The organism is Streptomyces sp. NPDC051217 (assembly GCF_044455465.1).
Lineage (GTDB): Bacteria > Actinomycetota > Actinomycetes > Streptomycetales > Streptomycetaceae > Streptomyces.
Genome location: NZ_JBITEV010000012.1, coordinates 36,951 through 62,133, shown reverse-complemented (window position 1 = coordinate 62,133; position 25,183 = coordinate 36,951). Strand labels below are relative to the sequence as shown.

The 25,183-nt window shown below is 66.8% G+C and carries 22 protein-coding genes and 2 pseudogenes; 12 read left to right on the top strand and 12 right to left on the bottom strand.

Annotated elements, in window-relative coordinates; translation table 11 throughout:
* The first annotated feature begins 132 nt into the window (after window positions 1-132).
* The gene (locus ACIBBB_RS25320) at window positions 133-3,303 is read left to right on the top strand and encodes an amino acid adenylation domain-containing protein (protein WP_398985715.1); all 3,171 of its coding nucleotides are present in this window, start codon (window positions 133-135) and stop codon (window positions 3,301-3,303) included.
* A gap of 357 nt (window positions 3,304-3,660) precedes the next feature.
* A complete protein-coding gene (locus tag ACIBBB_RS25315; protein ID WP_398985713.1) occupies window positions 3,661-3,876 on the top strand; it encodes an MbtH family protein in 216 nt (71 codons plus the stop codon).
* A gap of 255 nt (window positions 3,877-4,131) precedes the next feature.
* Here ACIBBB_RS25315 and ACIBBB_RS25310 read toward each other — a convergent pair whose 3' ends face one another.
* Both ACIBBB_RS25310 and ACIBBB_RS25305 read right to left on the bottom strand, forming a co-directional pair.
* A complete protein-coding gene (locus tag ACIBBB_RS25310) occupies window positions 4,132-4,431 on the bottom strand; it encodes a hypothetical protein (RefSeq protein WP_398985711.1) in 300 nt (99 codons plus the stop codon).
* A gap of 106 nt (window positions 4,432-4,537) precedes the next feature.
* Window positions 4,538-4,741 (bottom strand): SidA/IucD/PvdA family monooxygenase, encoded by a 204-nt coding sequence (locus tag ACIBBB_RS25305; RefSeq protein WP_398985709.1) that lies wholly within the window; start codon window positions 4,739-4,741, stop codon window positions 4,538-4,540.
* 636 nt (window positions 4,742-5,377) lie between these two features.
* On the opposite strand from ACIBBB_RS25305, the gene ACIBBB_RS25300 reads away from it, so the two are divergent.
* The 5 genes from ACIBBB_RS25300 (at window position 5,378) to ACIBBB_RS25280 (ending at window position 11,664) form a co-directional block, all read left to right on the top strand.
* A complete protein-coding gene (locus ACIBBB_RS25300) occupies window positions 5,378-5,833 on the top strand; it encodes a hypothetical protein (protein WP_398985707.1) in 456 nt (151 codons plus the stop codon).
* Window positions 5,834-6,081: 248 nt separating this feature from the next.
* Window positions 6,082-7,344, top strand: a complete 1,263-nt coding sequence (locus ACIBBB_RS25295; RefSeq protein ID WP_398985705.1) for a LeuA family protein — start codon at window positions 6,082-6,084, stop codon at window positions 7,342-7,344.
* Window positions 7,345-7,399: 55 nt separating this feature from the next.
* On the top strand, window positions 7,400-9,331 hold the full coding sequence (locus ACIBBB_RS25290) for an aconitase family protein (RefSeq protein WP_398985703.1): 1,932 nt from the start codon (window positions 7,400-7,402) through the stop codon (window positions 9,329-9,331).
* Window positions 9,328-10,374, top strand: coding sequence for an isocitrate/isopropylmalate dehydrogenase family protein (locus ACIBBB_RS25285; protein ID WP_398985701.1), 1,047 nt, complete (start codon window positions 9,328-9,330; stop codon window positions 10,372-10,374). Before ACIBBB_RS25290 ends, ACIBBB_RS25285 begins: the two co-directional genes overlap by 4 nt.
* Window positions 10,375-10,464: 90 nt before the next feature.
* A complete protein-coding gene (locus ACIBBB_RS25280; protein ID WP_398985699.1) occupies window positions 10,465-11,664 on the top strand; it encodes a PLP-dependent aminotransferase family protein in 1,200 nt (399 codons plus the stop codon).
* Between the two features lie 252 nt (window positions 11,665-11,916).
* On the opposite strand, the pseudogene ACIBBB_RS25275 reads toward ACIBBB_RS25280, so the two are convergent.
* Window positions 11,917-13,114: pseudogene (locus ACIBBB_RS25275) on the bottom strand (IS110 family transposase).
* 222 nt (window positions 13,115-13,336) lie between these two features.
* Here ACIBBB_RS25275 and ACIBBB_RS25270 point away from each other — a divergent pair.
* The gene (locus ACIBBB_RS25270; protein ID WP_398985697.1) at window positions 13,337-13,882 is read left to right on the top strand and encodes an SUKH-3 domain-containing protein; all 546 of its coding nucleotides are present in this window, start codon (window positions 13,337-13,339) and stop codon (window positions 13,880-13,882) included.
* A 120-nt stretch (window positions 13,883-14,002) separates the two neighbouring features.
* On the opposite strand, the gene ACIBBB_RS25265 is transcribed toward ACIBBB_RS25270, so the two are convergent.
* From ACIBBB_RS25265 to ACIBBB_RS25255, 3 genes are all read right to left on the bottom strand, one after another.
* Entirely contained in the window at window positions 14,003-14,377 is a 375-nt protein-coding gene (locus ACIBBB_RS25265; RefSeq protein WP_398985695.1) for a hypothetical protein, read from the bottom strand.
* Window positions 14,374-14,916, bottom strand: coding sequence for a hypothetical protein (locus ACIBBB_RS25260; protein WP_398985693.1), 543 nt, complete (start codon window positions 14,914-14,916; stop codon window positions 14,374-14,376). Before ACIBBB_RS25260 ends, ACIBBB_RS25265 begins: the two co-directional genes overlap by 4 nt.
* A gap of 495 nt (window positions 14,917-15,411) precedes the next feature.
* A complete protein-coding gene (locus tag ACIBBB_RS25255; protein ID WP_398985691.1) occupies window positions 15,412-16,131 on the bottom strand; it encodes a hypothetical protein in 720 nt (239 codons plus the stop codon).
* Between ACIBBB_RS25255 and ACIBBB_RS25250 the strand changes: the two genes are divergently transcribed.
* On the top strand, window positions 16,097-16,441 hold the full coding sequence (locus ACIBBB_RS25250; protein WP_398985689.1) for a DUF6879 family protein: 345 nt from the start codon (window positions 16,097-16,099) through the stop codon (window positions 16,439-16,441). The two genes, ACIBBB_RS25255 and ACIBBB_RS25250, sit on opposite strands and share 35 nt — an antisense overlap.
* A 102-nt stretch (window positions 16,442-16,543) precedes the next feature.
* Here ACIBBB_RS25250 and ACIBBB_RS25245 read toward each other — a convergent pair.
* The 3 genes and pseudogenes from ACIBBB_RS25245 to ACIBBB_RS25235 form a co-directional block, all read right to left on the bottom strand.
* Window positions 16,544-16,947: pseudogene (locus tag ACIBBB_RS25245) on the bottom strand (transposase family protein); the annotation flags it as partial.
* A 209-nt stretch (window positions 16,948-17,156) separates the two neighbouring features.
* Window positions 17,157-18,233, bottom strand: coding sequence for a recombinase RecA (recA, locus tag ACIBBB_RS25240; protein ID WP_398985687.1), 1,077 nt, complete (start codon window positions 18,231-18,233; stop codon window positions 17,157-17,159).
* Between the two features lie 427 nt (window positions 18,234-18,660).
* Window positions 18,661-18,804: a hypothetical protein gene (locus ACIBBB_RS25235; protein ID WP_398985685.1), complete on the bottom strand. Its 144-nt coding sequence runs from the start codon at window positions 18,802-18,804 to the stop codon at window positions 18,661-18,663.
* Between the two features lie 752 nt (window positions 18,805-19,556).
* Here ACIBBB_RS25235 and ACIBBB_RS25230 point away from each other — a divergent pair.
* The 3 genes from ACIBBB_RS25230 to ACIBBB_RS25220 all read left to right on the top strand — a co-directional run bounded on the left by ACIBBB_RS25230 (window position 19,557) and on the right by ACIBBB_RS25220 (window position 22,587).
* A complete protein-coding gene (locus tag ACIBBB_RS25230; protein WP_398985683.1) occupies window positions 19,557-20,378 on the top strand; it encodes a polymorphic toxin-type HINT domain-containing protein in 822 nt (273 codons plus the stop codon).
* Window positions 20,378-20,839, top strand: a complete 462-nt coding sequence (locus tag ACIBBB_RS25225) for an SUKH-3 domain-containing protein (protein ID WP_398985681.1) — start codon at window positions 20,378-20,380, stop codon at window positions 20,837-20,839. The genes ACIBBB_RS25230 and ACIBBB_RS25225 overlap by 1 nt, the downstream gene beginning before the upstream one ends.
* Before the next feature lie 512 nt (window positions 20,840-21,351).
* Window positions 21,352-22,587 carry a Dyp-type peroxidase gene (locus tag ACIBBB_RS25220; protein ID WP_398985678.1) on the top strand — a complete coding sequence of 412 codons (1,236 nt, stop codon included), beginning with the start codon at window positions 21,352-21,354 and terminating at the stop codon, window positions 22,585-22,587.
* Here the strand turns inward: ACIBBB_RS25220 and ACIBBB_RS25215 are convergent.
* From ACIBBB_RS25215 to ACIBBB_RS25205, 3 genes are all read right to left on the bottom strand, one after another.
* Window positions 22,551-23,039, bottom strand: coding sequence for a DUF4265 domain-containing protein (locus tag ACIBBB_RS25215; protein ID WP_398985676.1), 489 nt, complete (start codon window positions 23,037-23,039; stop codon window positions 22,551-22,553). The two genes, ACIBBB_RS25220 and ACIBBB_RS25215, sit on opposite strands and share 37 nt — an antisense overlap.
* Window positions 23,036-23,883, bottom strand: a protein-coding gene (locus ACIBBB_RS25210; protein WP_398985674.1) for an IS5 family transposase whose coding sequence is annotated in 2 segments (ribosomal slippage) — window positions 23,036-23,554 and window positions 23,557-23,883 — 846 coding nt in all. Because the reading frame shifts where the segments join, the coding sequence is not laid out codon by codon here. Before ACIBBB_RS25210 ends, ACIBBB_RS25215 begins: the two co-directional genes overlap by 4 nt.
* 150 nt (window positions 23,884-24,033) lie before the next feature.
* Complete coding sequence (locus ACIBBB_RS25205) at window positions 24,034-25,122, bottom strand: hypothetical protein (protein WP_398985672.1); 1,089 nt, start codon at window positions 25,120-25,122, stop codon at window positions 24,034-24,036.
* Window positions 25,123-25,183: the final 61 nt, after the last annotated feature.

Genomic DNA, 25,183 nt, shown 5'->3' with positions numbered 1-25,183 from the left:
TCGGCCCCGCCGGGGCTGGGCCCGGGTGGGGGGGGGGCAGGGTCCCACCCCCCGGCCGGCCCCCCCCCCCCCCGGGGGGGGGGGGCCCCGGGGCCCGGGGGGGCCGGGGGCCCCGACGCCGACCAGGGCGGCATGGACCAGGTCGACCTGTCCCTGTCTCCCGGAACGGCGCAGGAACTCCAGCGCCGTGCGGGCGAGCTGGGGATCACGCTCAACATGCTGCTGCAGGGTGCGTGGGGCATCGTCCTCGGGCACCTCACTGGGCGTCAGGACGTGGTGTTCGGCGCCACCGTCTCCGGGCGCCCGCCGCAGGTGGCGGGCGTGGACGAGATGGTCGGCCTGTTCATCAACGCCCTGCCGGTCCGGGTGCGGTACTCCCCGCGGGACACGCTCGCGGATCTGCTCACCGGGCTGCGCGCGCGCCAGGCGGTGCTGATGGACCACCAGAACCTCGGCCTGACCGAGATCCATGAGGCCGCAGGTGTGGGCACCCTGTTCGACACCATGGTCATCTTCGAGTCGTTCCCGATCGACCGCGAGGGCATGACCGAGGCGCACGGCAAGGCCGGTGTCGAGATCACGGGGATGCGCATCCACAGCAGCACCCATTACCCGCTGACCCTGGGGGCCGACCCGAACCTGAGCATGGCGGCACTGGAGTACCGGTGTGACCTGTTCGAGCGTGCCACGGTCGAGCGGATCGCCGCCCGCCTCGGCCGTGTCCTCGAACAGCTGGCCACCGACCCGCACACGCCGCTGGCCCGCCTCGACCTCCTTGAGGAAGCCGAACGGGACCTGGTCCTGGAGAAGTTCAACGACACGGCCACCGAGGTGCCCGAGCAGACCGTCATCGGGACCTTCGAGGAGCAGGTCGCCCGCACCCCGCAGGCCACCGCGGTGATCCACCAGGACGTGCGGCTCACCTACGGCGACCTGAACGAGCGCGCCAACCGCCTCGCCCGCCACCTGACCGGCGAGGGCATCGGCCCGAACACCCTGGCCGCTGTGGTTCTGCCCCGCACCCCCGACCTGGTGGTGACGATCCTGGCGGTCCTCAAAACCGGCGCCGCCTACGTCCCCATCGACCCCGGCTACCCCAGCACCCGCCTGCAGCACATCCTCGACACGGCCCGGCCGCGCCTGATCATCACCGAGACCGGGGTGGCCACCGTCCTGCCCGAATACCCGGACGCCGAGCGCCTGTTGCTCGACACGACAGATGTCTCCGCCCACTCGGCAGCCGATCTGCACGACAGCGAGCGCACCCGTCCGCTGCTCGCCGACGATCTGCTCTACCAGGTGTACACCTCCGGTTCGACGGGCCTGCCCAAGGGCGTGAGCATCACCCACGCCAACGTGGTCAATGCCCTGGACGGCATGGTCGAGCAGGTCGGCCTCGAGCCGGGCGTGCGGATGCTGGCGAGCACCTCGACCGGCTTCGACGTGGCCGCCTTCGAGCTGTTCTTCACACTGACCACCGGGGGCAGCGTCGAACTGGTCCGCGACGTCCTGGCACTGGCCGAGCGCGAGAGCTGGGACATCGACGTGATCAGCTCGGTGCCCTCCGCCTTCGCCGAACTGGTCGACCAGATAGGCGACCGCGTGCGCCCCAAGTGGCTGCTCTTCGGCGGCGAGGCCCTCACCCCGGCCCTGGTCGATCGCATCCGCGCCCACTGGCCACACGCCCGCATCGTCAACTGCTACGGCCCCAGTGAGGCTTTCTACGTCACCGCACACGCGCTCGACACCGACCGCCCGTATGCCACCGGAGTCCCCATTGGACGCCCGCTGGGCAACCTGCGCGCCTACATCCTCGGCCCCGCTCTGACCCCGGTCGCCCCGGGAGCCACCGGCGAGCTCTACATAGCCGGAGCGGGGATCGGCCGCGGCTACCACCAGCGCCCGGCCCTGACCGCCGAGCGCTTCACCGCCGGCCCCTACGGGCCGCCCGGCACACGCATGTACCGCACCGGCGACCTGGCACGCTGGAATGCGGACGGTGAGCTGGAGTACATCGGCCGCGCCGACGCCCAGGTCAAGATCCGCGGTTTCCGCGTCGAACCCGGCGAGATCGAAGCCGTCCTCGTCGTCCACCCGCACATCGCCCAGGCCGCGGTGATCGCACGCGACAGGGCGGGCAGCAAGCAACTGATCGCCTACACCGTGCCCACCACCGACCCAGCCCCCGACCTCGACCCCGCGCAACTGCGCGCCTTCGTGGCCGAGCGGCTGCCCGAGTACATGGTGCCCGCCGCGTTCGTCACCCTGGACCGCCTGCCCCTGTCCCCCAACGGCAAGCTCGACCACAAGGCGCTCCCGGCACCCGAGCTGACCGGTTCGGCGGTCTACCGCGCGCCCCGATCCCCCCAAGAGGCAGTCCTGGCACGCCTGTTCGCGCAAGTCCTCGGCGTGGAGGAGGTCGGCATCGACGACAACTTCTTCGACCTCGGCGGCCACTCCCTGCGCGCCACCCGCCTGGTCAGCCGCGTTCGCACCGTCCTCATGATCGACCTGCCGATACGTACGGTGTTCCAGTCCCCCACGGTCGCGGAACTGGCCGCGCACCTCACCGCCGGGACCGAGGACACCGAGCACACCGACCCGTTCGGAGTCGTCCTGCCCCTGAAGACGGGCGGCAGCGGCCCACCCGTCTGGTTCATCCACCCCGGCTCTGGCCTGAGCTGGTCCTACCTGGGCATGGCCAGGCAGCTCGGCGACCGCCCGGTGTACGGCATCCAGGCCCGCGGCTTCGACGGCTCACCTCTTCCGGAGAGCTTTGAGGCGATGGTCCTGGACTACGTGGACCAGATCCTCATCGTCCAGCCGGAAAGCCCGTACCACTTCGTCGGGCACTCCATGGGCGGCCCGCTCTCCCACGCCATCGCCGCCGAACTCCAGCGCCGCGGCCACGAGGTGCCCTTCATCGCACTCCTCGACGCCGCCCCGAGCTCCGCGTTCGTCGAGCAGGACGTGGTGGTCGACCGGTCCATGGGGCGCGACTTCCTCGCGGGCTACCTCCCCGGCGGCGAGGACGACGCCGACCGCCAGGCCCTCATCGACAACGGCGCCACGATCATGTCCGAACACGTCAACCTGGTCAGGGAGTTCACCCAGCCCGTCTACCGCGGCACGGTGCTGTTCTTCAACGCGACGCTGAGCCCGGAGGCCCAGGCCGCGTTCTGGGATCCGTACGTCGAGGGCGAAGTGCGCGCGTACGACATCCACTCCACGCACTTCGGCCTGACCGCACCCAAGCCCGCGGGCGAGATTTGCACCGTCATCAACCGCCACCTCGCGGACTGACGGAACCCCCCACCGTGCCGGGCCCGCCCACTCCGGCGGGCCCGGCGCCGCTCCCGTCCTGCCCCTGTGCCTGCGGCCGAGAACCCTGTGCTGCCGTGACGCTCATGGCACAACTCCTCCAACGGACAATTCAAAGGCCAGTGGGCGGAACCGTCCTGTCCCCAGGACATTCGGGAATATTGCACCTGCGGGCGGCCACTTCCGCAGAAGGGGCCATTTCGACGTAGGGCGCGGGAAGGGAAATGCGGGAACCCCCGGACTTTCCGTTCAGTGGTCTGCTGCTCCCCGTCGGCCGGTGAATGGCGATACACTTCCCGAAGTGAAGCCCATCGTGAGCAGCCTGAATTGGAGTGGTTCATGAGCAGCAACCCGTTCGACGACGTGGACGGCCGGTTCTGCGTCCTGGTGAACGAAGAGGAACAACACTCTCTGTGGCCCTCGTTCGCCGAGGTCCCCGCCGGCTGGCGGGTCGTATTCGGTGAGAACGGACGCCAACAGTGCCTGGACTTCGTCGACCAGAACTGGACCGACCTGCGGCCGAAGAGCCTGCGCGAGGCGATGGCGGCTGGCTGAGGACTGTCCCGTGATCCGGGCGGGCGCACGACGACAGCTACGAGAACCTCGCCGCCTTGTCGGAACGCCCGAATACATCCAGTGGCGCGCGACGGCGGGCGATTCCGACGATCCCGGGGTGGGCCCGGTGCCGCAAGCGGTACCGGGCCCACCCTTTCACCGCGAGCCGCCCGCCTTTGACCGCGGGCCCATTTCGCCACGGACAGGCCGTCGGCCCGCCGTCGGTCCGGCCCGGCCGACGGGTGCGGGCTGCGGTCAGAGGGTCTTCCGCTCGGTCTCCTGGGCGAGGTCCTGGCCAAGCTCGTGCTCGGCGCGCCGCTGGATGATGGAGTCGGCGATCTCGCCGCTGCGGACGGCGATGTGGGACAGCAGCCAGGACGTCAGTCCGCGGGTGTGCCCGGTGCCGCCCTGGAGGTAGATGCCGCAGGGCAGTTCGGGGCTGGTGACCAGGCGGTAGTCGCGCCCCGCCTGGTGCTGCCCGGTCTCGTCCCCCGAGCGCTTGACCTCGTTGACCCGGGTGAGGTTGAGGAAGAACAGCCGCTGGCTGCCGCGCACCTCCTCCTCGTACGAGCGCCGGTACAGGTCCCTGATGACCTCGTAGGCCGGCAGGATCGCCGAGACCCGGGGGTGCGGGAGGCTGTCGTACGGGAACCGGGCTGTCTCAGCCGCTCTGGCCGGCGCCGACGACCGCCACGTTCCTGAGCTCCGCGGGATCCATACGGCGGTACTTCGCCCGGAACTCCGAGCTGCGCCAGACCCGTTCGTCGCGCTCGACGCCCTCGGGCATCCGCGGTACGAGGCCGGTCGCGACGGTCACGTTGCGCGCCCTGGCGAGCCGGGTTGCGCCCGAGACGACGTCCCTCACCTCGATCTCCAGGTGCTCGGCATCCTCAGCTCCGGTGCCCTGCGGTGGCCGGATTCTCCCGCCAGCGTTCGCTGCGACAGGATTTCCGCATCTTCACCGGGTCGGTTGTGGCTATCCAGAGGCCCTGGTCGGGAATACGGTTAACTCACTTCAAGGTGTGCGGATGGCGGTCTCGAACATCTCGACCGGTCACCCGGGACAGGCGTATTGAGTATTACGCTCAAAAACGTGGTAGTGCCAACCTGGAGGGACCGGCAGCCACCTCCCAAGAGGTCCCGGTGTACCGCGTACCTATGGTTGCTGTCCTGTCGACAGGACAGCGGCCTCCTGTTTCCGAATTTTGCCGCAAATGCTCAACGTACTGCTAGCGTTGGCGAGCGAGTCGGAGCCACACCGTGAGCCAGATAACCGAAGGGTGTGAATTCGGATGTTCGTTCCCCGCCACTATCGTGAACCAGACAGTTCATGGATGGCAGACCCGATCCGCGCCAATCCGCTGGCCCTTGCGGTCATGAATGGAGACTCCACCGAGGGCCCGTTTTCCACTCCCATCTGCCCGTCATCCCCGGTCCGCAGATGACGGGTTCGTGGGAAGGGTCCAACTGCTGACCTTCCTTCACCGGTCCGCACGGCTATGTGTCGCCCACCCTGTACGAGGTGACGCCGGCCGCTCCGACGTGGAACGTCACCTTGGTGCACGTACGCGGTGTCGTGGAGAAGATCGACTCTCGCTGGACGAGACGCTGGGCGTGGTGCGGGCCACCGCGCCGGCCTTCGAGACGGAGTTCGGGGCAGGCTGGGACCAGACCGAGTCGGTCGGCTGCTTCCGGAAGATCGTCCCCTGTGTGGGGGACCTTCCGGGTCAGTGTCACGGGGGGACGACGGCATGTTCGGACTCAGCCAGGAGCAGCCGCCGACGTCCGCGAGCGGGTGCAGCAGTCGTTCAGCGGGCGCGCGTGCGGCATCCACCGGCAGACGGCCAAGCTCATTGAGCCAGTTGCCATGACCGGGATCCGACAGGCCGGCGGCCGGACCCCTGGTTGTCCGCCGACCTCCAGGGCCCGCGCTCCCAAGGGAACGCGGGCCTGGTGACACGGGAGAAGCGGGTGCCCGATGTGGATGGCGCGGGAGGTGCGGAGTGAGCGGCGGGCCGGGTCCGCGCTGCGGCCGGCCCACCCGCTGGAACAGGGCAGCGGGATCCGGCTTCGTGCGTCGCAGGTCATGCGACAGCCGGACCTGCGGTGCGTCGCCACGTTGCTGGGCGAGGATCCAGCGCCCGAGCGCGACGACCTCGCAGGAGAGCAAGCGCCCTTACCCACACGAGACAGTCCGGAGACACCGTGAGTGAGACAAAGGACGAGTACACGCAACCAGCAGCCGATGTGTGGTTCACCTGGAACGACGCGGAGACGGAGCAGGGCTCCTCAGAATCGGCCTATTCCGGCACTCTTTTTGACGAGACCTTGCGGGACGGCCTGCAGGCCCCGCACATCCGCAATCTGACTCTGGAACAGAAGCTCAGCTTCGTCGATCACATGGTCCGTTCCGGAGTCCGCTCCGCGGACCTCGGCTTCCCCGGTTCCGACGCGGCTGCCGCACGGGAATGCACGGAGCTCGCGAAGCACATCGCGTCGAACGGCCTTGATCTGACGCCTGGCTATGCGGGCCGCACGCACCCGTCGGACATCAACGCGATATGTGAGGTGGGGCAGCAGTCCGGAGTCGCGATCGAGGCCTATGCCTTCATCGGTGTCAGTCCCATCCGGCAGTACGTGGAGGACTGGGACATCGAGCTGATCAAGCGCGCTGTCCACAGGTCGGCGGCGGAATGCCGGCGCGGGAACGTGGAGTTCGTCCTGGTGCTGGAGGACGCGATCCGCTGCACGCCAGAGGTGTTGGGCAGTGTCTACGACTCGGCAGTGGAGACGGGGACCCGGCGGCTGACCCTGTGCGACACGGTAGGTGCCGCCGTGCCTGGAGGAACGGCGGCCCTGGTCCGGTGGACCCAGCGGTACTTCGCCGAGCGCGGTCATCCTGTGGCGCTCGAATGGCACGGGCACAACGACAGGGGTCTGGCCCTCGCCAACTCGCTCACCGCGCTCGCCCTGGGCTGTGCGCGCGTGCACGGCACGATCCTGGGGATCGGCGAGCGGGCGGGCAACGCGTCCCTGGATCAGCTCATGGTCAACAGCCATCTGGACGGTCACCACGCCTACGACCTGAAGGCGCTCCGTGAGTATTGCCGGTACGCGGCCCCCCTTCTCGGCGTGGACATCCCGCAGAACTACCCCGCCATGGGCCGTGACGTCTTCAAGACCAGCGCCGGAGTGCACGCCTCCGCGATTCTCAAGGCCCACGAGAAAGGCAGCAGGACGATCAAGGACGGGGTCTACGCGGGCGTCCCCGCCGGTTTGCTCGGCCGCGAGCAGGAAGTGCTCATAGACGCGGCCTCGGGCGAGAGCAACGTGAAGTACTGGCTGACCGTGCACGGATACGCGACGGACGACGCCGCCTTGATCAAGAGGGTGCTGGAACGGGCGAAGACAACCCCCGCACCCCTGACCGACGAAGAGATAGGACAGGTCCTTGCGACAGGCGAGTGAATCACGAGGGGACGCCCCCGACCGCACGATCAGGCTCCACGGCAACGTTCTGGTCATGACGGAAAGCCCGGAACTGCTCGCCGCGCAACTCGACGGCAGCAGCACCATGACACCGTCGCGACTGCTGCGTGAACCACTCAGGAACAGCATCTCGACGGACGAGATCATCCCTGGATGGTGCTGCTACTGGTATGACGAGAAGCTGGGCGACTACGCGTATCTGGGCCTGCGTGGAAGGCAGTTCGGTGAAGGCGCGGTGAAGGCGTTCGCCCCGCAGATCATCGTCAGCGGTGAGGCGAAGGGAAGTGGGTCCTCCCGGGAGCACGCCGTGTACGCCGAGAAGTACTCCGGGGTCCAGCTCGTCTTCGCCCGGTCCTTCGAGCGGATCTATCAGCAGAACTGCCGCAACGTCGGCATTATCACGTGTGACGACTTCGACGTCCTTGCCGCTCTGCTGGCAGGCGAGGAACTGCCCCTGGAGGCGTTCACGCGCAGCGCCAATGACATCGAGCGCGCCATCATCGATCTCGGTGGCCTCTTTGGCTTCAACCGCGGCCACCGTGAGGAAGCTCGCTCCACGCTCCGGACCGTCTTCAGTGAAGACAGGCCGCTGAACATCGTCGAGAAAATCATCCAAAGCCGGCTCTCGTCTCGGAACCGGCCACCCGCGGACTCCAGTGTGCGGGTGGGCGAGTCCTACTTCGTGGAGACGGACGTCCGATTTTCGCACGAGTATGTGACACCCATGGCGGCCAGCATGTTCACGCAGCAGTTCGGGAAGGACGCCGCCCTCTCCGACCCGGACTCCTGCTACTTTTTCCAGGACCACCTCTCGCTGGCGGAGCAGGTGCTGACCCGGCGCGCGCGCGGCCCGGAACTCATCGCGCGAGTCCATGACCTCGGCCGACGACAGCAGGATTTCGCCGCGCTGGGCGGTGGCCACTTCATCGGTCCTTCCGACAGCGGGGGCAGCCGCGCCATCTGCCACAACTACATCGTGGAACATGTTGCCCGGCCCGGAGACGTCGTCATCGGCACGGACAGTCACACGTGCACGGCCGGCGCCGTCGGCGCCTTCGCCTTCGGCGTGGGTGCGACCGACATCGCGAACGCCTGGTACAACCGCGAGATCCTGGTGAAGGTCCCGGCGGCTATCAAGATCAACCTGATGGGGCGGCTCCCGCGGGGCGTGTGTGCGAAGGACCTCATGTTGGCCCTGCTCGTACACCCGATGATCGAGGGAAGCCAGACGTTGGGCAAGGTGCTGCTCTTCACCGGTCCCGGATGCGCCGCCTTGAACATCGACGAGCGCGCCACCCTGTGCAACATGGCGGTGGAGGCCGGAGGCATGACCGCCATGTTCGAACCGGATGAGGTGATGCGCGCCTATCTGTCAGGGCGCGCCGGTGCACCCCGTAATTCCGGTGTGCCGGACCTGACCTCGGACGAGGGCGCCACGTACAGCGCGGTCGTGGACATCCCGCTGGCCGGGGTCGAGGCCATGGTGGCGCTCCCCGGAGACCCGGGGAACGCTGTCCCTCTCGCCTCCGTCCACGACGAAATCAAGGTCGACAAGGTCTACGGAGGATCCTGCACGGGCGGCAAGGCGTACGACATGGACATGTACGCGAGCGTCTTCGAGCTGGCACGGTCACGGGGCATGGTTGTCCCCGAGGGTGTGCAGGCGTATATCCAGGTCGGCAGTGAGTCCGTCATGAAGTACGCCGTCGAACGGGGCTACATCGGTCTTTTCGAGGACGTCGGTGTGCGGGTGCTGCCTCCCTCGTGCGGGGCGTGTATCAACGCCGGACCGGGCGTCTCCGAAAGTCCGGACGAGATCACCGTCAGCGCGCAGAACCGTAACTTCCCGGGACGGTCGGGGCCCGGCCAGGTGTACCTGGCCTCGCCCTACGTGGTGGCCGCCACGGCGATCTCCGGACGCCTCAGCTCCGTCGAGGCCATGCTCGCGACGGAGGCCCGCCCGTGAGGATCGCGGTGGTTCCCGGAGACGGGATCGGTCAGGAAGTCATCCCGGCGACCCTCCCCGCCCTGACGGCGCTCAGCGAGGCGTTCGGCCTCGGCATCTCTCACGATGTCTTCGACTGGGGGGCTGACCAGTGGCTCGCCACGGGCGTCGGGCTGCCCACCGGGGCGATCGATCGTCTCGCCCGCGAGTACGGAGCCGTCTTCCTGGGAGCGCTCGGCGACCCGCGCATCCCGGACATGGCGCACGGCCGCGACATCCTGCTCGGACTGCGCAGAGGCCTCGATCTCTATGTCAACTACCGCCCCATCGTGCTGAGGCACGGAGTCATCGACCTCTACCGCGAGAACACGCAGGGACTTTACGCAGGCGTCGGAGGTTCGATCACCCGGTCCGGAACGGTCACAGTGGCGATCGACGAATGCGTGTACACACGGAAGACGGTTGAGGATTTCGTCCGCTTCTGCCTCGGCCGGCTCGGCAGGACAGGACGTCGCAAGGTGACCCTGGTGCACAAGTCCAATGCGGTGCCGAATACCGGCAGCCTCTGGCAGGACGTGTTCCGGCGTGAGCTGGAGGCGTTTCCCGAACTGGTCGGCTCGGAAGAGTACGTGGACTCGTTCTGCTACAACCTCGTTCGCGATCCGACGCCCTATGAGGGCGTCCTGGCACCCAATCTCTTCGGCGACATCATCAGCGACATCGGTGCGGCTCTGATGGGGGGCCTAGGCATGGCGTCGAGCGCGAGCATCTGCCCGGAGACGAACTTCGCGCTGTTCGAACCCGTTCATGGCAGTGCTCCCGACATCGCCGGTAAGGGGACGGCCAACCCGTACGCTGCCGCGATGTCCCTGGCGCTGATGCTCGATCACTTCGGCCACGGGGCCGCGGCCGGCCTGCTCCGCGTCTGCCTGACGGAGGTGGCGGGAAGTGACGCAGCGACCCCCGACCTCGGAGGCAAGGGAAGTACACAGCAATTCATGGCGGAAGTGACGGATCTGCTCAAGCGGAAGACTTCCGTGCTTCCGGACACCGCCACCCCCTGACCACGTCCCGGCCGTCGGCCTCACCTCGCGCACGGGCGCTGGGCGAGACACCGGCGGCCGTCCGTCGACGACCGGAGAACGCTGCCACCCATGGAAAGACGTCTTCCTCCTCCCAGCCTTGCCACCCGGGCCGTCTCGGCAAGCGGATCGGTCATCCGCGAGGCGCTCGCGCTGACCACCCGGCCCGAGGTGATCTCCTTCGCCGGCGGACTACCCGCACCCGAGCATTTCGACGTCGAGAACATCAGGGCTGCCTACGACCAGGTACTGAGCGAGTCCTCGCACCGGGTACTGCAGTACTCCGTCACAGAAGGCGACCCGTACCTGCGAGAGGCGATCGCGGCGCGACTGTCCCGGCAGGGGCTGTTCACTCGCCCGGAGAACCTGGTGATCACCACCGGCGCGCAGCAAGCTCTCGCACTGCTGACCACCACGCTTCTCAACCCCGGTGACGTGGTGGCCGTCGAAGAGCCCACCTACCTCGCGGCCCTGCAATGCTTCGCCTATGCCGGCGTCCGCGTCATCCCCGTGCCGACCGACGCCAACGGGATCGTGATAGACGCCCTGGCGGACACAGCGGCAAGAGAGCATCCCCGGCTTCTCTATCTCGTCCCCACCTTTCAGAACCCCACCGGACACACGCTCCCGGCAGAACGGCGCCACGCCGTGGCACGCCTCGCGGCGGAATACGGGTTCTGGATCGCCGAGGATGATCCCTACGGCGAACTGCGCTTCCGCGGCGAACCGGAACCGTGGATCACGGCATACGAGGTGGCCTCGGACCGGACCGTACTCCTCGGGAGTCTGTCGAAAGTACTCGCGCCGGGCATGCGACTGGGGTGGCTTCGCGCGCCCACGGCGCTGTGCCGCTCCTGCGTGTTGGCCAAGCAGGCCCTCGATCTGCACTCCTCGACCGTCGATCAGGCTGCGGCCGCACGGTATCTGACGGACCACGACCTGGACGTGCGCCTGGTGCCCGTCAAGGCCGCCTACAGAGAACGCTGCGAGACAATGCTCACCGCTCTTCCGCACGTGCTGCCGGAGGGCAGCACATGGAGCCGCCCTGACGGCGGCATGTTCGTGTGGGCCCAGCTACCTGAAGGCTATGACACGGGGGCACTTCTGCTGAACGCCATCGCCAACGGAGTCGCCTACGTTCCTGGGGCCCCATTCTTCGCCGGCCCAGCCAACCCGGCCACCCTGAGGTTGTCCTTCACCGCACATCGTCCACCGGAGATCGATCGCGGACTGAAGAGGCTGGCCGTCGCCTTGGATGCGAACCGATCCTGATCAGCAGGGATGACACCGCGGCCCCGCACCGGTCGACCGCGAGGCCGAGGAAGGCCGGGCAGCCACAGGGACGGTGAACGCAGCGAACGACGAGTTCCCGTTCGATGAACAAATCGGATGGGAACTCGTCCAAGGCCGCCGCTGCAGTGCGTTGCTGCGCGGCGGGGTGGGCGTGCCGAAGAGAAGCTGGGGCAGGCGGCATACGCCTCGGGAGTGATTTCCCTGATGAGGGGGGTGCCTCTATGTCTTTCGTCAAGCGGGGCGTGGGGTTCGGGGTTGGTAGAAGGTGCCGTCGCGGAGCATCGCGAACAGCACGTTGATCCGCTGGCGGGCCAGGCGGAGGAGAGCTTGGGTGTGCGTCTTTCCGCGGGACCGGCATCGGTCGTAGTAGGTGCGTGAGGCGGGGTCGTGCAGGGCGGCGAACGCGGACAGGAACATCGCGCGCTTGAGTTGTCGGTTGCCGCCTCTGGAGGCGTGTTCGCCGTGGATCGAGGTCCCCGAAGACTTCGTGGTCGGGGCGAGGCCGGCGTAGGAGGCCAGGTGGGGTGGCAAAGCTGGTGCCGTCGCCGACGGTGACCAGCAAGGTGGCGGCGGTCCTGACCGCGACTCCCGGAATCGAGGTCAGGACCGCGGAAAGAGGGTGAGCCTCCAACAGCTGCCCGATCTGCGCTTTGAGAGCCTGCCGCTGTTCGTGGACAGCGCCGAGGGAGCGGGCCAGCGAGGGGATCACGACGTCGAGTGTGCCGGTCCCGGGGACGACGACGGTCTGTTCGTCGAGCGCGCCGAAGACCTCGTCGATCAGCCGGGCGGCCATGCGCGGGGCTTTGGGACGGATCACCTCGACGAGCCGGCGGCGGCCCGCTTTCCGCAGGGAGGCCGGGGATCCGTAGCGTTCCAGCAGCCAGGTCACGGCCTGATGGCCCAGACGGGGGCCCAGGATGCGCTCCAGGCTGGGGTGGAACTGGGTGAGCAGGCCGCGTATGCGGTTGGAGGCGCGGGTCGCCTCGGCCGCGAGGTCCTGGTCGAAGCCGACCAGCACGGTCAGTTCGGCGGTGATTTCGTCGGTCAGCTGAAGCGAGCGCAGGGTGTGGGGCATGGTGCGGGCGGCGTCCGCGATCACCGCGGCGTCCTTCGCGTCGGTCTTGGCCTCGCCCGGGTAGAGGTCGGCGATCCGCCGCATGGACAGGCCCGGCAGGTAGGCGACTTTGCAGCCGGCGTCCCTGGCTACCGTCAGGGGCAGGGCGCCGATGGGGGCGGGCTGGTCCACGATCACCAGCACGGTGCCGAACTTCGCGGCCGACTTGTCGAAGACGGCCCGCAGCTTCGGTTCGCTGTTGGGGAGCTGCTTGTCGAAGACTTTCTTGCCGGCCGGGGTGAGCCCGTGCCCGTGATGGGCGCTCTTACCGACGTCCAGGCCGAGGAAGACGCCTATCTCATCGATGTCGTACAAGCCGTCCTCCCGAACGGGGTTGGCGCGGTGCTGGCCGGGCGTTGGCGTCGTATGCGCGCATCCACGTTATGCAGACCCGCCGCCCGAGCGGCCGGGCATCGCGCCAGACCAGGCGGTAGTCGGACCTCTCATCAGCGTCTCCAACGGCGCCTCTCGGGCCCGGTGACACCACCCCCCAGGTCATCCGTTCCAATGCCGTTGCTTTTGGGGCTACTGCCATCTGTGGTTCAGGGCGAGGGTGACGGCGGGGCGGCGCTGGCTGGTGGGCTCGTCGGGGGCCTTAAGAACGTACCCGTGGATCAGGCGTGGGTTGAGGCGGATGCGGCGGCCCGGCGGGATGCCGGTGAGGTTGAGGAGACGCTGCGTGCGGCCGGATGGCAGCCGGGGCGACGCGTCCCGGTTCAGCAGTGGTGCGAGATGCTGGAGGCAACTGGGCTGGTCCGGATGCATGAGGCCGCCGAACGCTTCTTGACTGAGTTCGGAGGCTTGGGCGTACAGATCAGCGGGCCGGGCATCACCTGTGCAAGGACGCCCTTCAACTTTGATCCCGAACTCGCGGTGGGCGAGGAGGATCGATTCGCAGACTGGAGTTCGACGGTCGGGCGGGACATCTTCCCCATCGGTGAGCTCGACGAGGGCCGATTCTTCCTCGGTATCGACGAGACCAGCGAGATCTATCTGATCGAGACCTGGGTGGCGACGTTCGGCCCGGTCCGGGAGGCACTGGAGAAGCTCGTCCTGGGCATATCTCCACGGCGTATCGGTTGAGGTGAGTCGCCATCGCATGTCGCGCAACAGCAGTGTTGCTCTGAATCGGGTGTCTTCCGGTGCTTGTCAGGGCATGTGCTGCTGTCGTGGCATGGCTCGGACCTTGGCCGCGTCAGCGTCTCAACCTGAGAGGGCAGCGTTCTCCAGGGACAGCAGGTTCACGGTGGTCGCGTAGAGCTGAAGACGCGTTTCCAAGGTCCTGCAGTGGGCCTGCAGCTCTTGGTGCTTCTTCTTCAGCTCCTCGAAGGCGTCCGTGGACTGGGCGTTCGAGGTTCTTCTCGTCTCTAGCTCGGCGGTCTTGGTCTGAAAGAGTTGTCGGAGGTCGGGGTGCTGGTGAGTCAGGTGCCAGCGCTTGACGTTTGCTTCGATGGCCAGTTGAGAGACGTTGAGCCGTCCGTTCGACCGCTGTGGGGTGCCGGCGAAGAGGCGGTTCATCGCGCTGATGATTGCCCGGCGGGTGGGGCTCTGCTCGTTGTCGAACGGGATGCTGCTCACGTGCTCGTGGCCCCTCGCTCGTGGTTGCTGATGATCGACTTAAGGCGGTCGAATTCGCGTCGCTCACGTTCGTGGCGGATGGGTGGCGCCAGTGGGTCAGCGACGATGTCGGCGAGCTCAGCCGCTCGTTGTTGGACGTAGGCGAAGTCGCGATCGGTCCGGGCGATGTTTGGGCATTGAGGGCGGCAGTCGTCGGTGTCGGGGGTGACCTGGTGGTCGTCCATGGTTCCGCGGAGCTGGCATGCTGCTGTGGCGGGGTTGAGGACGCAGGTCATTCCTTCGCCGTGGTGGATCTGCAGCAGTGGATTGCCGAGCAGGTCGCGGGCATGGCGCTCTTTGGTGAGGACGCGGCCGGCGAACTCGCGGTTGGCGGCGGTGATGCGGTGTCGATAGGTGTCGGCAGCGGGCCCACTGACGTGTTCACCGTTAGTAAGGGCGTGTTCATCGTCGCTCAGGCACTCGATGCGGTAGAGCCAGTCCTCGAACGCGTACTCATCGGGGAAGCCGGATTCGTAGCTCCCCGCGTAGCCCTGGAGCATTTGCGTATGGGCATGGCCGTACTGAATCGATGCGGCGACCAGCCCTCTCGGACGGCGCCGGACGAACCACGCGAGAGTGCGGCGAAAGCGGCTGGCTTTGAGTCGGCCGCGGTCGTCCTCGGGATGTGGTCGCTGCGACCGAGTTGGTGGCACCCGTTGTTGACCCACGTTACGAAGGCTGCCAGGTCACCGGTGATCGACTGGTCTCGCCGAGCGTTGCCCAGACGCTTTTCGCCCTGCGGGCGTCGCCGGTGCGGTTCGATTCTGGTGGGAAACAGCAAGGGGTGCGGGTGGAACCGTTCGAGGACGGTGACTGCGCGGGCGACGATTTCGAGGACGACCCACGGGTCCTCGCGGGGCTGGCCCTCAGGAATCTTGTTGCCGTTCTCGTCCTCGGCTCCCTTGAAGTAGAGCCCTTCCTTCAGCCACAGGTTGGCCTCCGTGTCGTGCTTGATGCAGCCGCGCCGGAGGTTGAGCACTACTGGCGGGAGGAGGTTATTCCGACCGTGCACCATTCCCTCGATCGATCTCGGGTTCGGTGCAGCCGAGACTTGGCGAGCGGCGGGCGGATCCCTCCGGCGTGAAGGTGAAGCCGTCCGTGAACAGGGTGCCGCCGTCCCGGAAGGCCCAGAGGACGGGTTCGGCATGGACGGAGCCCGACGACGAGCTTGGACTTGGGGCGAAACTGTTCCAGAGGTGAAAACAGAGCAGGGTGTCGTCACGTTGGTCGGACGCGTAGGCCAGCGTCTTGGGGTAGTTGGGGTTGTTCCCCCCGAAGAGGACCGAGGGCAAACCGAACGCCGTGACGACGTCGCTGAGGAAACGGTCCTTGCGACACCATGTCTCGCTGACACGACGGATCTCGTCGTACTCAGCCGAGGTGAGGGTCCGGTCGAGTCGCAGCCACCCCTGACGGTGTGCGATCTCGGCGTAGACCGAGGCCACGGCGCCCTCGTGTGCATCACCCCAGAGATCTTGGAAGGCTCCGCGCACGCCGGTAGAGGAGAATCCTCGGCGGGTTTGCAGGTCCTTCAGTTCCTGCTGCCATTCCTGCTCGGAGGCGTCCGCGAACGCCACTGCGTCGAGGTAGAGCCTGAGTGCCGTCTCCCCGCCATACATCCCCGGCCGACGCAGGGCGTCGTTCAATTGGGTGAGCAGGTAGTCGCGCACTTCTTGGGCTGTGCGCCCGCCGTTGTGGCCGGTCCTGTCGGTCATCGTCTGTCCTCCTGTTGGTCCTTGGTCCGAGCTGCGAGGTATTCGGCCCAGTCGCGTCTGGCCGGAGGACATCCGGGTCATCGCCCGGGCCGAGGCCGAACGGCTCGAGCTCCCGGACTATGACCTGTGGCTGTTCGACTCCCGGACCCTGGTGCGGATGCACATCGACGAGTCGGACACGACGATCGGTGTGGAGCTGATCAACGACCCGGACCGGGTGCTCGCGGCGTGCCGGGCCCGTGACGCGGCCACGGCCGCCGCGCGCCCTACTGTCGAGGTGTGGGCGCACACCACCAGCAGAGACCACTGATGGCCCCGATTCCGTTCATTCGGTCGGGGCCTTCGCCATTCCCCCACGTGATCATCCGACATGAGACCAGGCGCGCGAAAGCGTGGCTTCGGAAGGTGGTTGGACGACTTGGTGGTTGGTGGAGTACCGGTAGTTCTTCGACTGCTCGGCGACAGCGTGATCGCGGGTGGGCACGAGGGCGCCGTCCACGATCAGCACGGTGTCCTTCGCGAACCGCTTGCGAGGCTGGAGTGCGAGCATCGGCCCGAGGTGGTCGATGATCCGATCCGCCGCCGACTTGGACACCCCGAACAGCGGAGCCAGCTGGCGCCTGGTCAGGTTCGTGCGCCAGTAGGCCGCGACCAGCAGTGCCCGGTCCTCTAGCGGCAGGCTCCACGGCCGGCCCTTGCGGACCGCGTCCGCACCCTCGCGCCGCAGAACCGTCGCCAGCTTCCCGAACTGCCGCGGGCTCAGTCCGGTGAGGGAGCTATCCAGGACGGCTCCGAAGCCGTGATCACACCAGCCACACCAAGATCATCTCATGCCTGACCAGCAATTACGGGACAGCCCTTAGCGCGGTGTCCGCTGCGACACGCGTAAGGGCTGGTATCGCCCGGACGCGTACGAGCAGGTTCTCGGCACGGAACAGGGACGCGAGCGGATCAAGGTTGTGGAGCGCACCGCGATGCTGGACGCGTCGGAAGCCTGACCTCCGGCCGGGCCGCGCCCATGCCTGTCAGGCGGCGCTACCCGCTGAGGTCCGGGCGGCATCAGGAGCCGGGACGGTGCCCGTGTCCTCGGCGACCGCGGCCTTCGCCGATACCCCGATTCCGAGCTTCTCCAGGATCTTCTTCTCGATCTCGTCGGCGAGGTGGGGGTTGTCCTTGAGGAAGTTGCGGGCGTTCTCCTTGCCCTGGCCGAGCTGGTCGCCCTCGTACGTGTACCAGGCGCCGGCCTTGCGGACGAATTCATGCTCCACGCCCATGTCGATCAGACCGCCCTCGCGGCTGATGCCCTGGCCGTAGAGGATGTCGAACTCCGCCTGTTTGAACGGCGGCGCGACCTTGTTCTTGACGACCTTGACGCGGGTACGGTTGCCGACCGCGTCGGTCCCGTCCTTCAGCGTCTCGATACGCCGGATGTCCAGACGCACCGAGGCATAGAACTTCAGCGCCCGGCCACCGGTCGTGGTTTCCGGCGAACCGAACATCACACCGATCTTCTCGCGTAGCTGGTTGATGAAGATCGCCGTCGTCCTCGTCTGGCTGAGCGCGCTGGTGATCTTACGGAGCGCCTGGCTCATCAGACGGGCCTGAAGACCCATGTGGGCGTCGCCCATCTCGCCCTCGATCTCGGCGCGTGGCACCAGGGCCGCGACGGAGTCGATCACGATCAAGTTGATCGCGCCGGAGCGGATCAGGATGTCGACGATCTCCAGCGCCTGTTCACCGTTGTCCGGCTGGGACAGGATGAGGTTGTCGGTGTCGACGCCGAGCTTTTTGGCGTACTCCGGGTCCAGAGCGTGCTCGGCGTCGATGAACGCCACCGCGCCGCCGGCCTTCTGTGCGTTCGCTACTGCGTGCAACGTCAGCGTCGTCTTGCCGGAGGATTCCGGCCCGTATACCTCCACCACACGGCCGCGCGGCAGACCGCCCACACCGAGCGCCACGTCTAGCGCGGTCGATCCGGTAGGGATCACCTCGATGGGCTCGTTGGGCCGCTCGCCGAGGCGCATGACCGCTCCCTTGCCGAACTTCCGCTCGATCTGTGCGAGCGCGGTGTCCAGCGCCTTCTCGTGGTCGGTTCCTGCCATGAGCTTCACCCGGTCCGATTGAGTGGCGCGCCGCACGTCGGAGAACGTGAGCGTCTACTGCCGACAACGGACGTGTCGGAGATCCCAGAAAACGAACATCCGATCGATTGTTGTGTCCAGTGAAAGGTACCAAACCGAGGGAAGCGGGACGGGTCGCGCACCGGACCGCTCCGGACGCAGACCGCGCCACCCGCTTCCCCTCGCTGAACCACGGGGTCGTCGAATGTCGTCACTGCTTCCGAGAATGCCTTCCGCCGGCTTCGTGACGTACGAGACCTCGCTGCGGCTGGCCTCCTCGCTGGCATGAGGCGTACTCAGGTGGCCGTGCCGATCACGAAGCCGCAGTCACGCAGCCCTGCTGTCTCTCGGTAACAGTGAACGGCAGGCGCCCCAGACCGCATGGCAGTGCCGTCGTGCCGAGGTCTGCCTACTGGGAGTAGAAGCCGGTGATGCGGTAGAGCTGTCGGAGGTAATGGATGCTGAAGCCCATGACCCACCGCTCGTACAGGTCGTCCACGACGATCAGCTGCGGGTCGGTGCGGGCGGTGGGGCGGTGCAGGGGCATGGTCACCGGCACTGGGCACTCGCCGAACAGGGACCGGGCGTGGGAGTAGGGGCGGTCACTATGCGTCCCACGAGCGCACCGGTCGGGTGGAATTCGGCAGGCACCTGTTCCTCGGCAGCTTTGGGGTCGGCCAACTGGTAGGGACCCGCTTCGCATCGAGCCATTGCGTCTCGCGTAGTCCAGGCAAGAAGCCAGGCAGATGGGCGTCCAGCGCAGCGAGCGCGCTCTTCAGATCCTTCGGCACCCCAGCAGTATCCACCGGCGGACCGGCCGCCCACCGCAGTGTTTCGTAGGTTCGCCACGGACTGAGCGGCCAAACCGCGCACTGCAGGAACAGTCGACCGGAGTGATCCGTTGACCCGCGAATGGCCGCCTGCTCTTGCCGCTGATACCGATGAGGTCTCTGCGCAGAGAGGGCTACGACGGCGCGCAGTGTCCGGCGCGGGCACCGTTGTACTCCGGCTCTCCGCTATCAAGCACGCGTAGCAAGGACGCGGTGACGACGCGAGTCGAGCGGCCGATCCTGAGCACCCGGCACGGGAACTCGCCCCGACGAACCAGTGCGTAGCCGGCCCGCGAAAAGCCCAAGTACCGTCGCCGACGCGCGCAGTGCACCGGATCGATCGCACTGCCATGCTGGCGGCGTCAGTCTTCCGTGGTGGTGTCGGCCTTGGTGTAGTCGTAGATCCACCCGGCAGGGGTGTCGGGGGCTCGGACTGCGAGGTAGGTGTGTTTGGCGGTGGGGTTCCAGGGTCCTGGTGCTCGACCGGGGCCGCAACAGTTTCACGGCGGACACCCCGGTTCTCCTGGCGGACGGCACCCGCAAGCGGATCAAGGACATCCAGATCGGCGACCAGGTCCTCGCCACCGACCCCGAAACCGGAGAATCGGGCTCCCGCCCGGTGACGGCCCTGATCAAGGGCACGGGCGACAAACAACTGGTCGACATCACCCTCGACACCGGCAAGACCAGCACCCTCACCGCCACCGACGGCCGTCCCTTCTGGGTCCCGGCTCTCGGCCGCTGGATTGAAGCCGACGAACTCACCTCCGGCCAGTGGCTCCAGACCAGCACCGGCACCTGGACCCAGATCACTGCCATTACCCACCACGCCAGACGCGCCACGGTCTACAACCTCACCGTCAACGACCTCCACACCTACTACGTGCTGGCAGGGGCCACTCCGGTCCTCGTTCACAACTGCGGTCTGCACGATTTGGCCAGGGCTGAATCGGCGAAATCAACTACCTCCAATACTGCCGGGGCGGTCGCCCGTGACACGTACACAGGGGAGTGGGCATATGGCGAGAGCGGCACGGTGCCTGCACAGATCCATCCTCAACTTCGCGAGCGTCTCGATGATTTGATGGACCAGCATGGGGGTTCCTTGGAATCATGGCCAGCTGGCCAATGTGCAGAGTTCAACGCATGCAATAATCTGCTCTACAAATTGCCTACGGCGCGCCTTGATGAGATCGAGTATGCGACCATCATCAGAAAAACTGGATTGAATTTCCCATCTTGCGACAACTGCCGATTCTTGTTGGGTGGTGGTGGCGCACGAGAGGCGGTGGATTAATGGGTTTGCTCGGATTGCCTGTCAAGGATGCTGGCCTGATTGGCTTTATGGAGGGAATTGGATGGTTCCCGGGGCGGCGTGTCGATCTGCAGGGTGATCTCGCGGCATGGTCGACTGATGGGTACAGTCTTGCTGGCTCCGTTCGAGAATTCATGGAGGAATGTAGCGGTCTCAAATTCGACTACCCTCGACACCCGGCAGTCGGCGGAACGTATGTGTGCCTGGTCTCTGGGGTCTCTTCAGTGCAACAGGTCGCACGGTCGCTCGTGACGGAGTACGAGGAGAGGCTTGGCTGCGAGCTGTGCCCTATCGGCTATTCGGCGAGCGGGAACCTGTTCCTGTATATGGCGCCGGATGGGACGACATACGGTGGAAATGATCGATTTCTTGCCAAGGTGGCCGATGATGGATACCACGCTCTTCAAGCCATCGAGCGGAGAGTGCACTTGTCTCCGATCTGATCCGTGGGGCCTCTCCAGCTCGGGATGTGGTCAATTCAATATCGCACCTGATCACGGAATGGGGGAGAGTGCTGGCGGGGTCGGGCCTGGAGTTACTTGGGAGTTGGGGGAGTCGTTTCCTGACGCCTTGCACTTCGTGGTGATCGGGGGCAGCGCGATCGCGTTTTGACTGATGGCCGCCGAACCGATTGACTGGCCGGGGATGGTTGACAGAAGTCCCACCGGACTTTGTTACCGGTGGGACTTCCGTGGCAAGTGCGTCGTCAGTGCTATCGCGGGTCGGACGGAGCGCTTCGCCGCTCACCACCTGCGGGAGTTCAACCCGTTCCGTCCGCTTGGTGCTCTTCCCGCTGCCGTTCCTGGTGGAGTTTGAGGGAGTTCAAGCATTCGGTAGGGGAGTGCGATGTGGTGTGGAGCGGCCGATCTTGAGACGCATGGCTTTGGGGCGATGAGGACTTCGGTGCTATGCACTGACTGTCACCGCCTGTTCGAGTGGTAGAACGAGGGCGCCGGTGCAGGTGTACCGGCGGCGGGTTGATCGCGATGGTTCGTCGCTCGTCAGAGCGATCACTACCTGGGGTGGGGGATGTGCCGTGCGGCGTAGGTCGTTGGTTTCCGGGGCGGCGGTTGGGCTGGGGCTTGTTGGGGCGGGTGTGGTCGGAGTGCGTGCGGGGGGTGGCCCGTCTGAGGCTGGCGAGCGCTCCGGTGCTGGTGTTGATACCGCTGCGGCGTGGGTGTTGGGAGCCACGCAGCCGGAGAGTCGGGTGGGAGTTCTTGTTCTTGATCGGGGGCGCCCCGGTGAGGAAGTGGGCCGTGCGGTAAGGGCGTTGGCTGGTAACGTGCGGTCGGCCGGTGAGGTTGACACGGCTGTGAGGTTTGGGGTAGGGGTGTCGCTGTTCGAGGGGGATCGGGCACGGGCGCCTCGGCAGTTGAAGCTGATGCCTTCCTTTGCGGGGGATCTGTTGGATCCGGCGCAGTTGCATGGTGACCTGCTTGTGCGTGTTGCGGGGGAGGATGCGGCGGCGGTGCGGAAGGCCGTGGCGGAGGTCAAGGCCGTTGCCGTGAAGGCCGGTTGGGTCGTCCGTTGGGCCATTGACGGGTTCCGGGCGGACAATCGCGTCGAGGAGGGTCGGGGTCTTGCCCGTAACCCGTTCTCTTTCACTGAGGGGTTCGGGAATCCGGTGACCGAGCGTGAGGTTGCCGACCGGGCCCTGGTGGGGGAGGGGCAGGGTGAGCCGGAGTGGGCTGTCGGTGGGAGTTATCAGGTTGTTCGGGTGATTCGGTTCGCGACGGAGTTGTGGGACAAGGATTCTGTGGATGAGCAGGAGCGGATTATGGGCCGACGGCGTGACGGGAGGTGGCTGGACGGGACATCTGTTGGTGAGGAGCCGAATTTCTCTGCCGATCCGAAGGGTCGGCGGACACCGCTTGACTCGCACGTGCGGCTCGCCACCCCCGACCGCCGCAATCCGCCCCCGCTCGTGCGGCGCAGTTACAGCTATGACCGTGGTGACGGAGACACCGGCATCATCTTCAACTGCTTCCAGCGGGACTTGGCCGAAGGCTTTGAGGCGGTTCAGAAGCGTTTGGAGGGTGAGGCGCTGGCGAAGTACGTGCTCACGACCGGCGGCGGTTACTTCTTCGTACCCCCGCCCGGCGATGCCTGGCTGGCCGCCCTGGCTAAGAACTCCTATCGGAATGAGTTTTCGGCTCAGGAGTCGATCTCCCAGTGGAGAGCGCCAGCCTGAGCGGGTGCCTCCAGGATCTTCACGAGTGCTGTCGGATCCGTGCCCGGCGGGAGGTCTACAGCGAGGTAGGTCCCCTGTAGCCATTCGTGGGGCAAGTCGGCCTCAACGACGCTGCCATGCAGGAGTTCGTACAGTCGGTCCCGATCCGGGTGGCCGACGAGGAGAGCGACGCGGAGGGTCCGGTGGCCGGATTTCTCCAGCACGATGGCTACCAGGTGGTTGCTGTCTATGGTCACTACGTCGCGGTGGCAGATGCCGTAGGTGAAGAAGGGTAGGCAGACCACCTCGAACCGGTCAGGCGCGAGCTGCCGGGTCCAAAGCTGCTCGCGCCAGCCGTCCTGTCGATCCGACAGGTCAGCGTGGATCATGTAGTTGCTGGGGCCCCGGCCGATCGGGTCCTCGTGCGTGATGATGGTGATGAGGTGCCTCCTGGAGCCGGATCCCGACCTCAAGATCCTGCACCAGCCACCTCGGCCGGAACCCGGCGGGGCGCGTTCAGCCGTCGCCAGCAGATAAGAGCGCATCCGAGGGTGAGGAATGCCTCGTGGATGTCGTCGCGGATCTCCCAGCGGATCCGCAGGCGGCGGAACCAGTGCAGGTGGGCGAACGCGCGCTCCACGACCCAGCGTTGGGTGCCGAGCCCGGAGCCGTGGTCAGTACCCCGGCGGGCGATCAGCGGCTTCACACCGAGATCCCAGACCAGGCGGCGGTACTTGTCGTGGTCGTAGCCGCGGTCGGCCAGCAGCACGTCAGGGCGGCGGCGGGGCCTGCCGCGCCTGCCCCGCACCGGCGGCACGCCCTGGAGGAGCGGGATCAGCTGGGTGACGTCGTTGCGGTTGCCGCCGGTCAAGGTGGCGGCGAGCGGGATGCCGGTGGCGTCGGTGATCAGGTGATGCTTGCTGCCCGTCCTGCCCCGGTCAACAGGGCTTCGTCCCGTCTTGGAGCCCCCTTTAACGCCCGTATGTGGGAGCCGTCGACGGCCGCCCGAGAGAAGTCCAGGGCGTTCGCGCTGCGGAGCTTGGCAAGGAGAACCTCGTGCAGCCGGGGCCACACGCCGGCCTCGGTCCACTCGGCCAGGCGGCGCCAGCAGGTCATGCCCGAGCCGAAGCCGAGTTCCTGCGGCAGGTGTTCCCAGGCGATCCCGGAATGCAGGACGAACAGGATCCCCTGGAACACCAGCCGGTCCGGATGCCGCTTGCGCCCAGGGTGCCGGGTCCGGCGCTCAACTTTGGGCAGCAGCGGCTCGATCACCGCCCACAGCTCATCATCGACTTCCCACGGTTTCGACCGCGCCACCCCACACCCCCAGATCACCAGTCCCGTAGTGATCCAACCACCGCGAAGATCATTTCGTTAGGACTTCTTAGAGACCGTGTATGAGCTTTTGGCAGACATTTCTCTTGTCTCTTTCTCGCTGATGAGTCCTGTGAAGCCTGCTGCCTTTTGTTACGCCTCGGTATGTGGCCGGATTGTGTGGAGCGCGGGCGGGGCTGGGGTCCAGTGGATTTCTACGTTGTCTTGGCTGAACTGCCACTGGGTGATCACGCCGACGAGGACCAGTTGGTCGAGTGCTTGTTCCAGTTTGTGAGGGTTGAGGCCGCAGGCGCGGTGCAGGCGGTCGGTTTCGGTGCTGGAGTGCGTGGCCCCGGGGGAGCGGTGAGCGGTGAGGGTCAGGTGGGTAAGGCGTGCCGAGGGTGACCGGGCACCCGGGGGCGGTGAGGCGGTGATGCGCAGTGCCCAGTCGGCTGCTTGGTGTCGGTCGGTGCGGCTGGGGGCCTGGGTGAGTACGGCGGGGTCGAGGAGTTGAACGGCGCGGGCGTGGTGGCGAGGTGCATTGTCTACTGGTGTGAGTGGGTGCAGCCAGCGGGCCGTTTCCAGTTCTTGCCACGGAGCCGGGTCGTGGAGCAGGCGCATGCCGCGCAGGAGCCCGGCGGGCAGGTATGCCTGCCCGTGCCTGTCGGTGCGCAGGGCGCACTGGAGGGCGAGCAGTCGGGCTTCTGGGCTTGCGTCGTGGGGGAGGGCTGATGTGAGGTAGCTGAGCATTTCCTGGACGCGGAGCTGCTCGGACGGACCGCCGGGCTTTCTTCTGTGCCGTCTTCTCCTGCCCGGACTGCGGCCAGTGGGCGGTTGGCCGTTGGCCGTTGCGGCGAGCGTGGTGTCGGGGACGACGGCGGCGGACGCGGTGGCTGCGGCGCAGGCGGCGCAGGCGGCGCAGGTGTCGGCGAGGCGCCAGGTGCGGCCGCTGCGTTCACGGGTGAGGACGAGCAGGATCGGGCCGGCGCAGCCGCGGTGGCGTGGATGCCAGTGGCACCCGTGCTGGTGGCACTGGCAGGTCCGCAGATGAGCGGGGAGCGCGCCCCGGCGTGCATGGCGGGCCAGATGGGCGAGGACGGTGGACCGCGCGGAGGCCGGTGGCACAGGAGCGGTGCCGAGGGTGCAGTGCGGGCAGTGGAGGGCCGGCCCGCCCTGCTGGGGGCGCAGTTCGACTGTCCAGGTGCGTGGCACCATCTCGTATGGGGTGGTGCACAGCCTCATGGGGCGCGTGTTCCTCCTGACTGAGCCGCGCCGGTAGGAGGTCCTTCGGTTACCTGAGGCG

Excerpts from the sequence above, each read along its gene's own strand:
- ACIBBB_RS25260 (WP_398985693.1), bottom strand. The coding sequence starts at position 14,916 with ATGCTCCAGGGCTACGCGGGGAGCTACGAATCCGGCTTCCCCGATGAG.
- ACIBBB_RS25205 (WP_398985672.1), bottom strand. The coding sequence starts at position 25,122 with ATGAGGCTGTGCACCACCCCATACGAGATGGTGCCACGCACCTGGACA.
- recA (WP_398985687.1), bottom strand. The coding sequence starts at position 18,233 with ATGGCAGGAACCGACCACGAGAAGGCGCTGGACACCGCGCTCGCACAG.
- ACIBBB_RS25225 (WP_398985681.1), top strand. The coding sequence starts at position 20,378 with ATGGGTTTGCTCGGATTGCCTGTCAAGGATGCTGGCCTGATTGGCTTT.
- ACIBBB_RS25315 (WP_398985713.1), top strand. The coding sequence starts at position 3,661 with ATGAGCAGCAACCCGTTCGACGACGTGGACGGCCGGTTCTGCGTCCTG.
- ACIBBB_RS25255 (WP_398985691.1), bottom strand. The coding sequence starts at position 16,131 with ATGACCGACAGGACCGGCCACAACGGCGGGCGCACAGCCCAAGAAGTG.
- ACIBBB_RS25320 (WP_398985715.1), top strand. The coding sequence starts at position 133 with ATGGACCAGGTCGACCTGTCCCTGTCTCCCGGAACGGCGCAGGAACTC.
- ACIBBB_RS25280 (WP_398985699.1), top strand. The coding sequence starts at position 10,465 with ATGGAAAGACGTCTTCCTCCTCCCAGCCTTGCCACCCGGGCCGTCTCG.
- ACIBBB_RS25290 (WP_398985703.1), top strand. The coding sequence starts at position 7,400 with ATGACGGAAAGCCCGGAACTGCTCGCCGCGCAACTCGACGGCAGCAGC.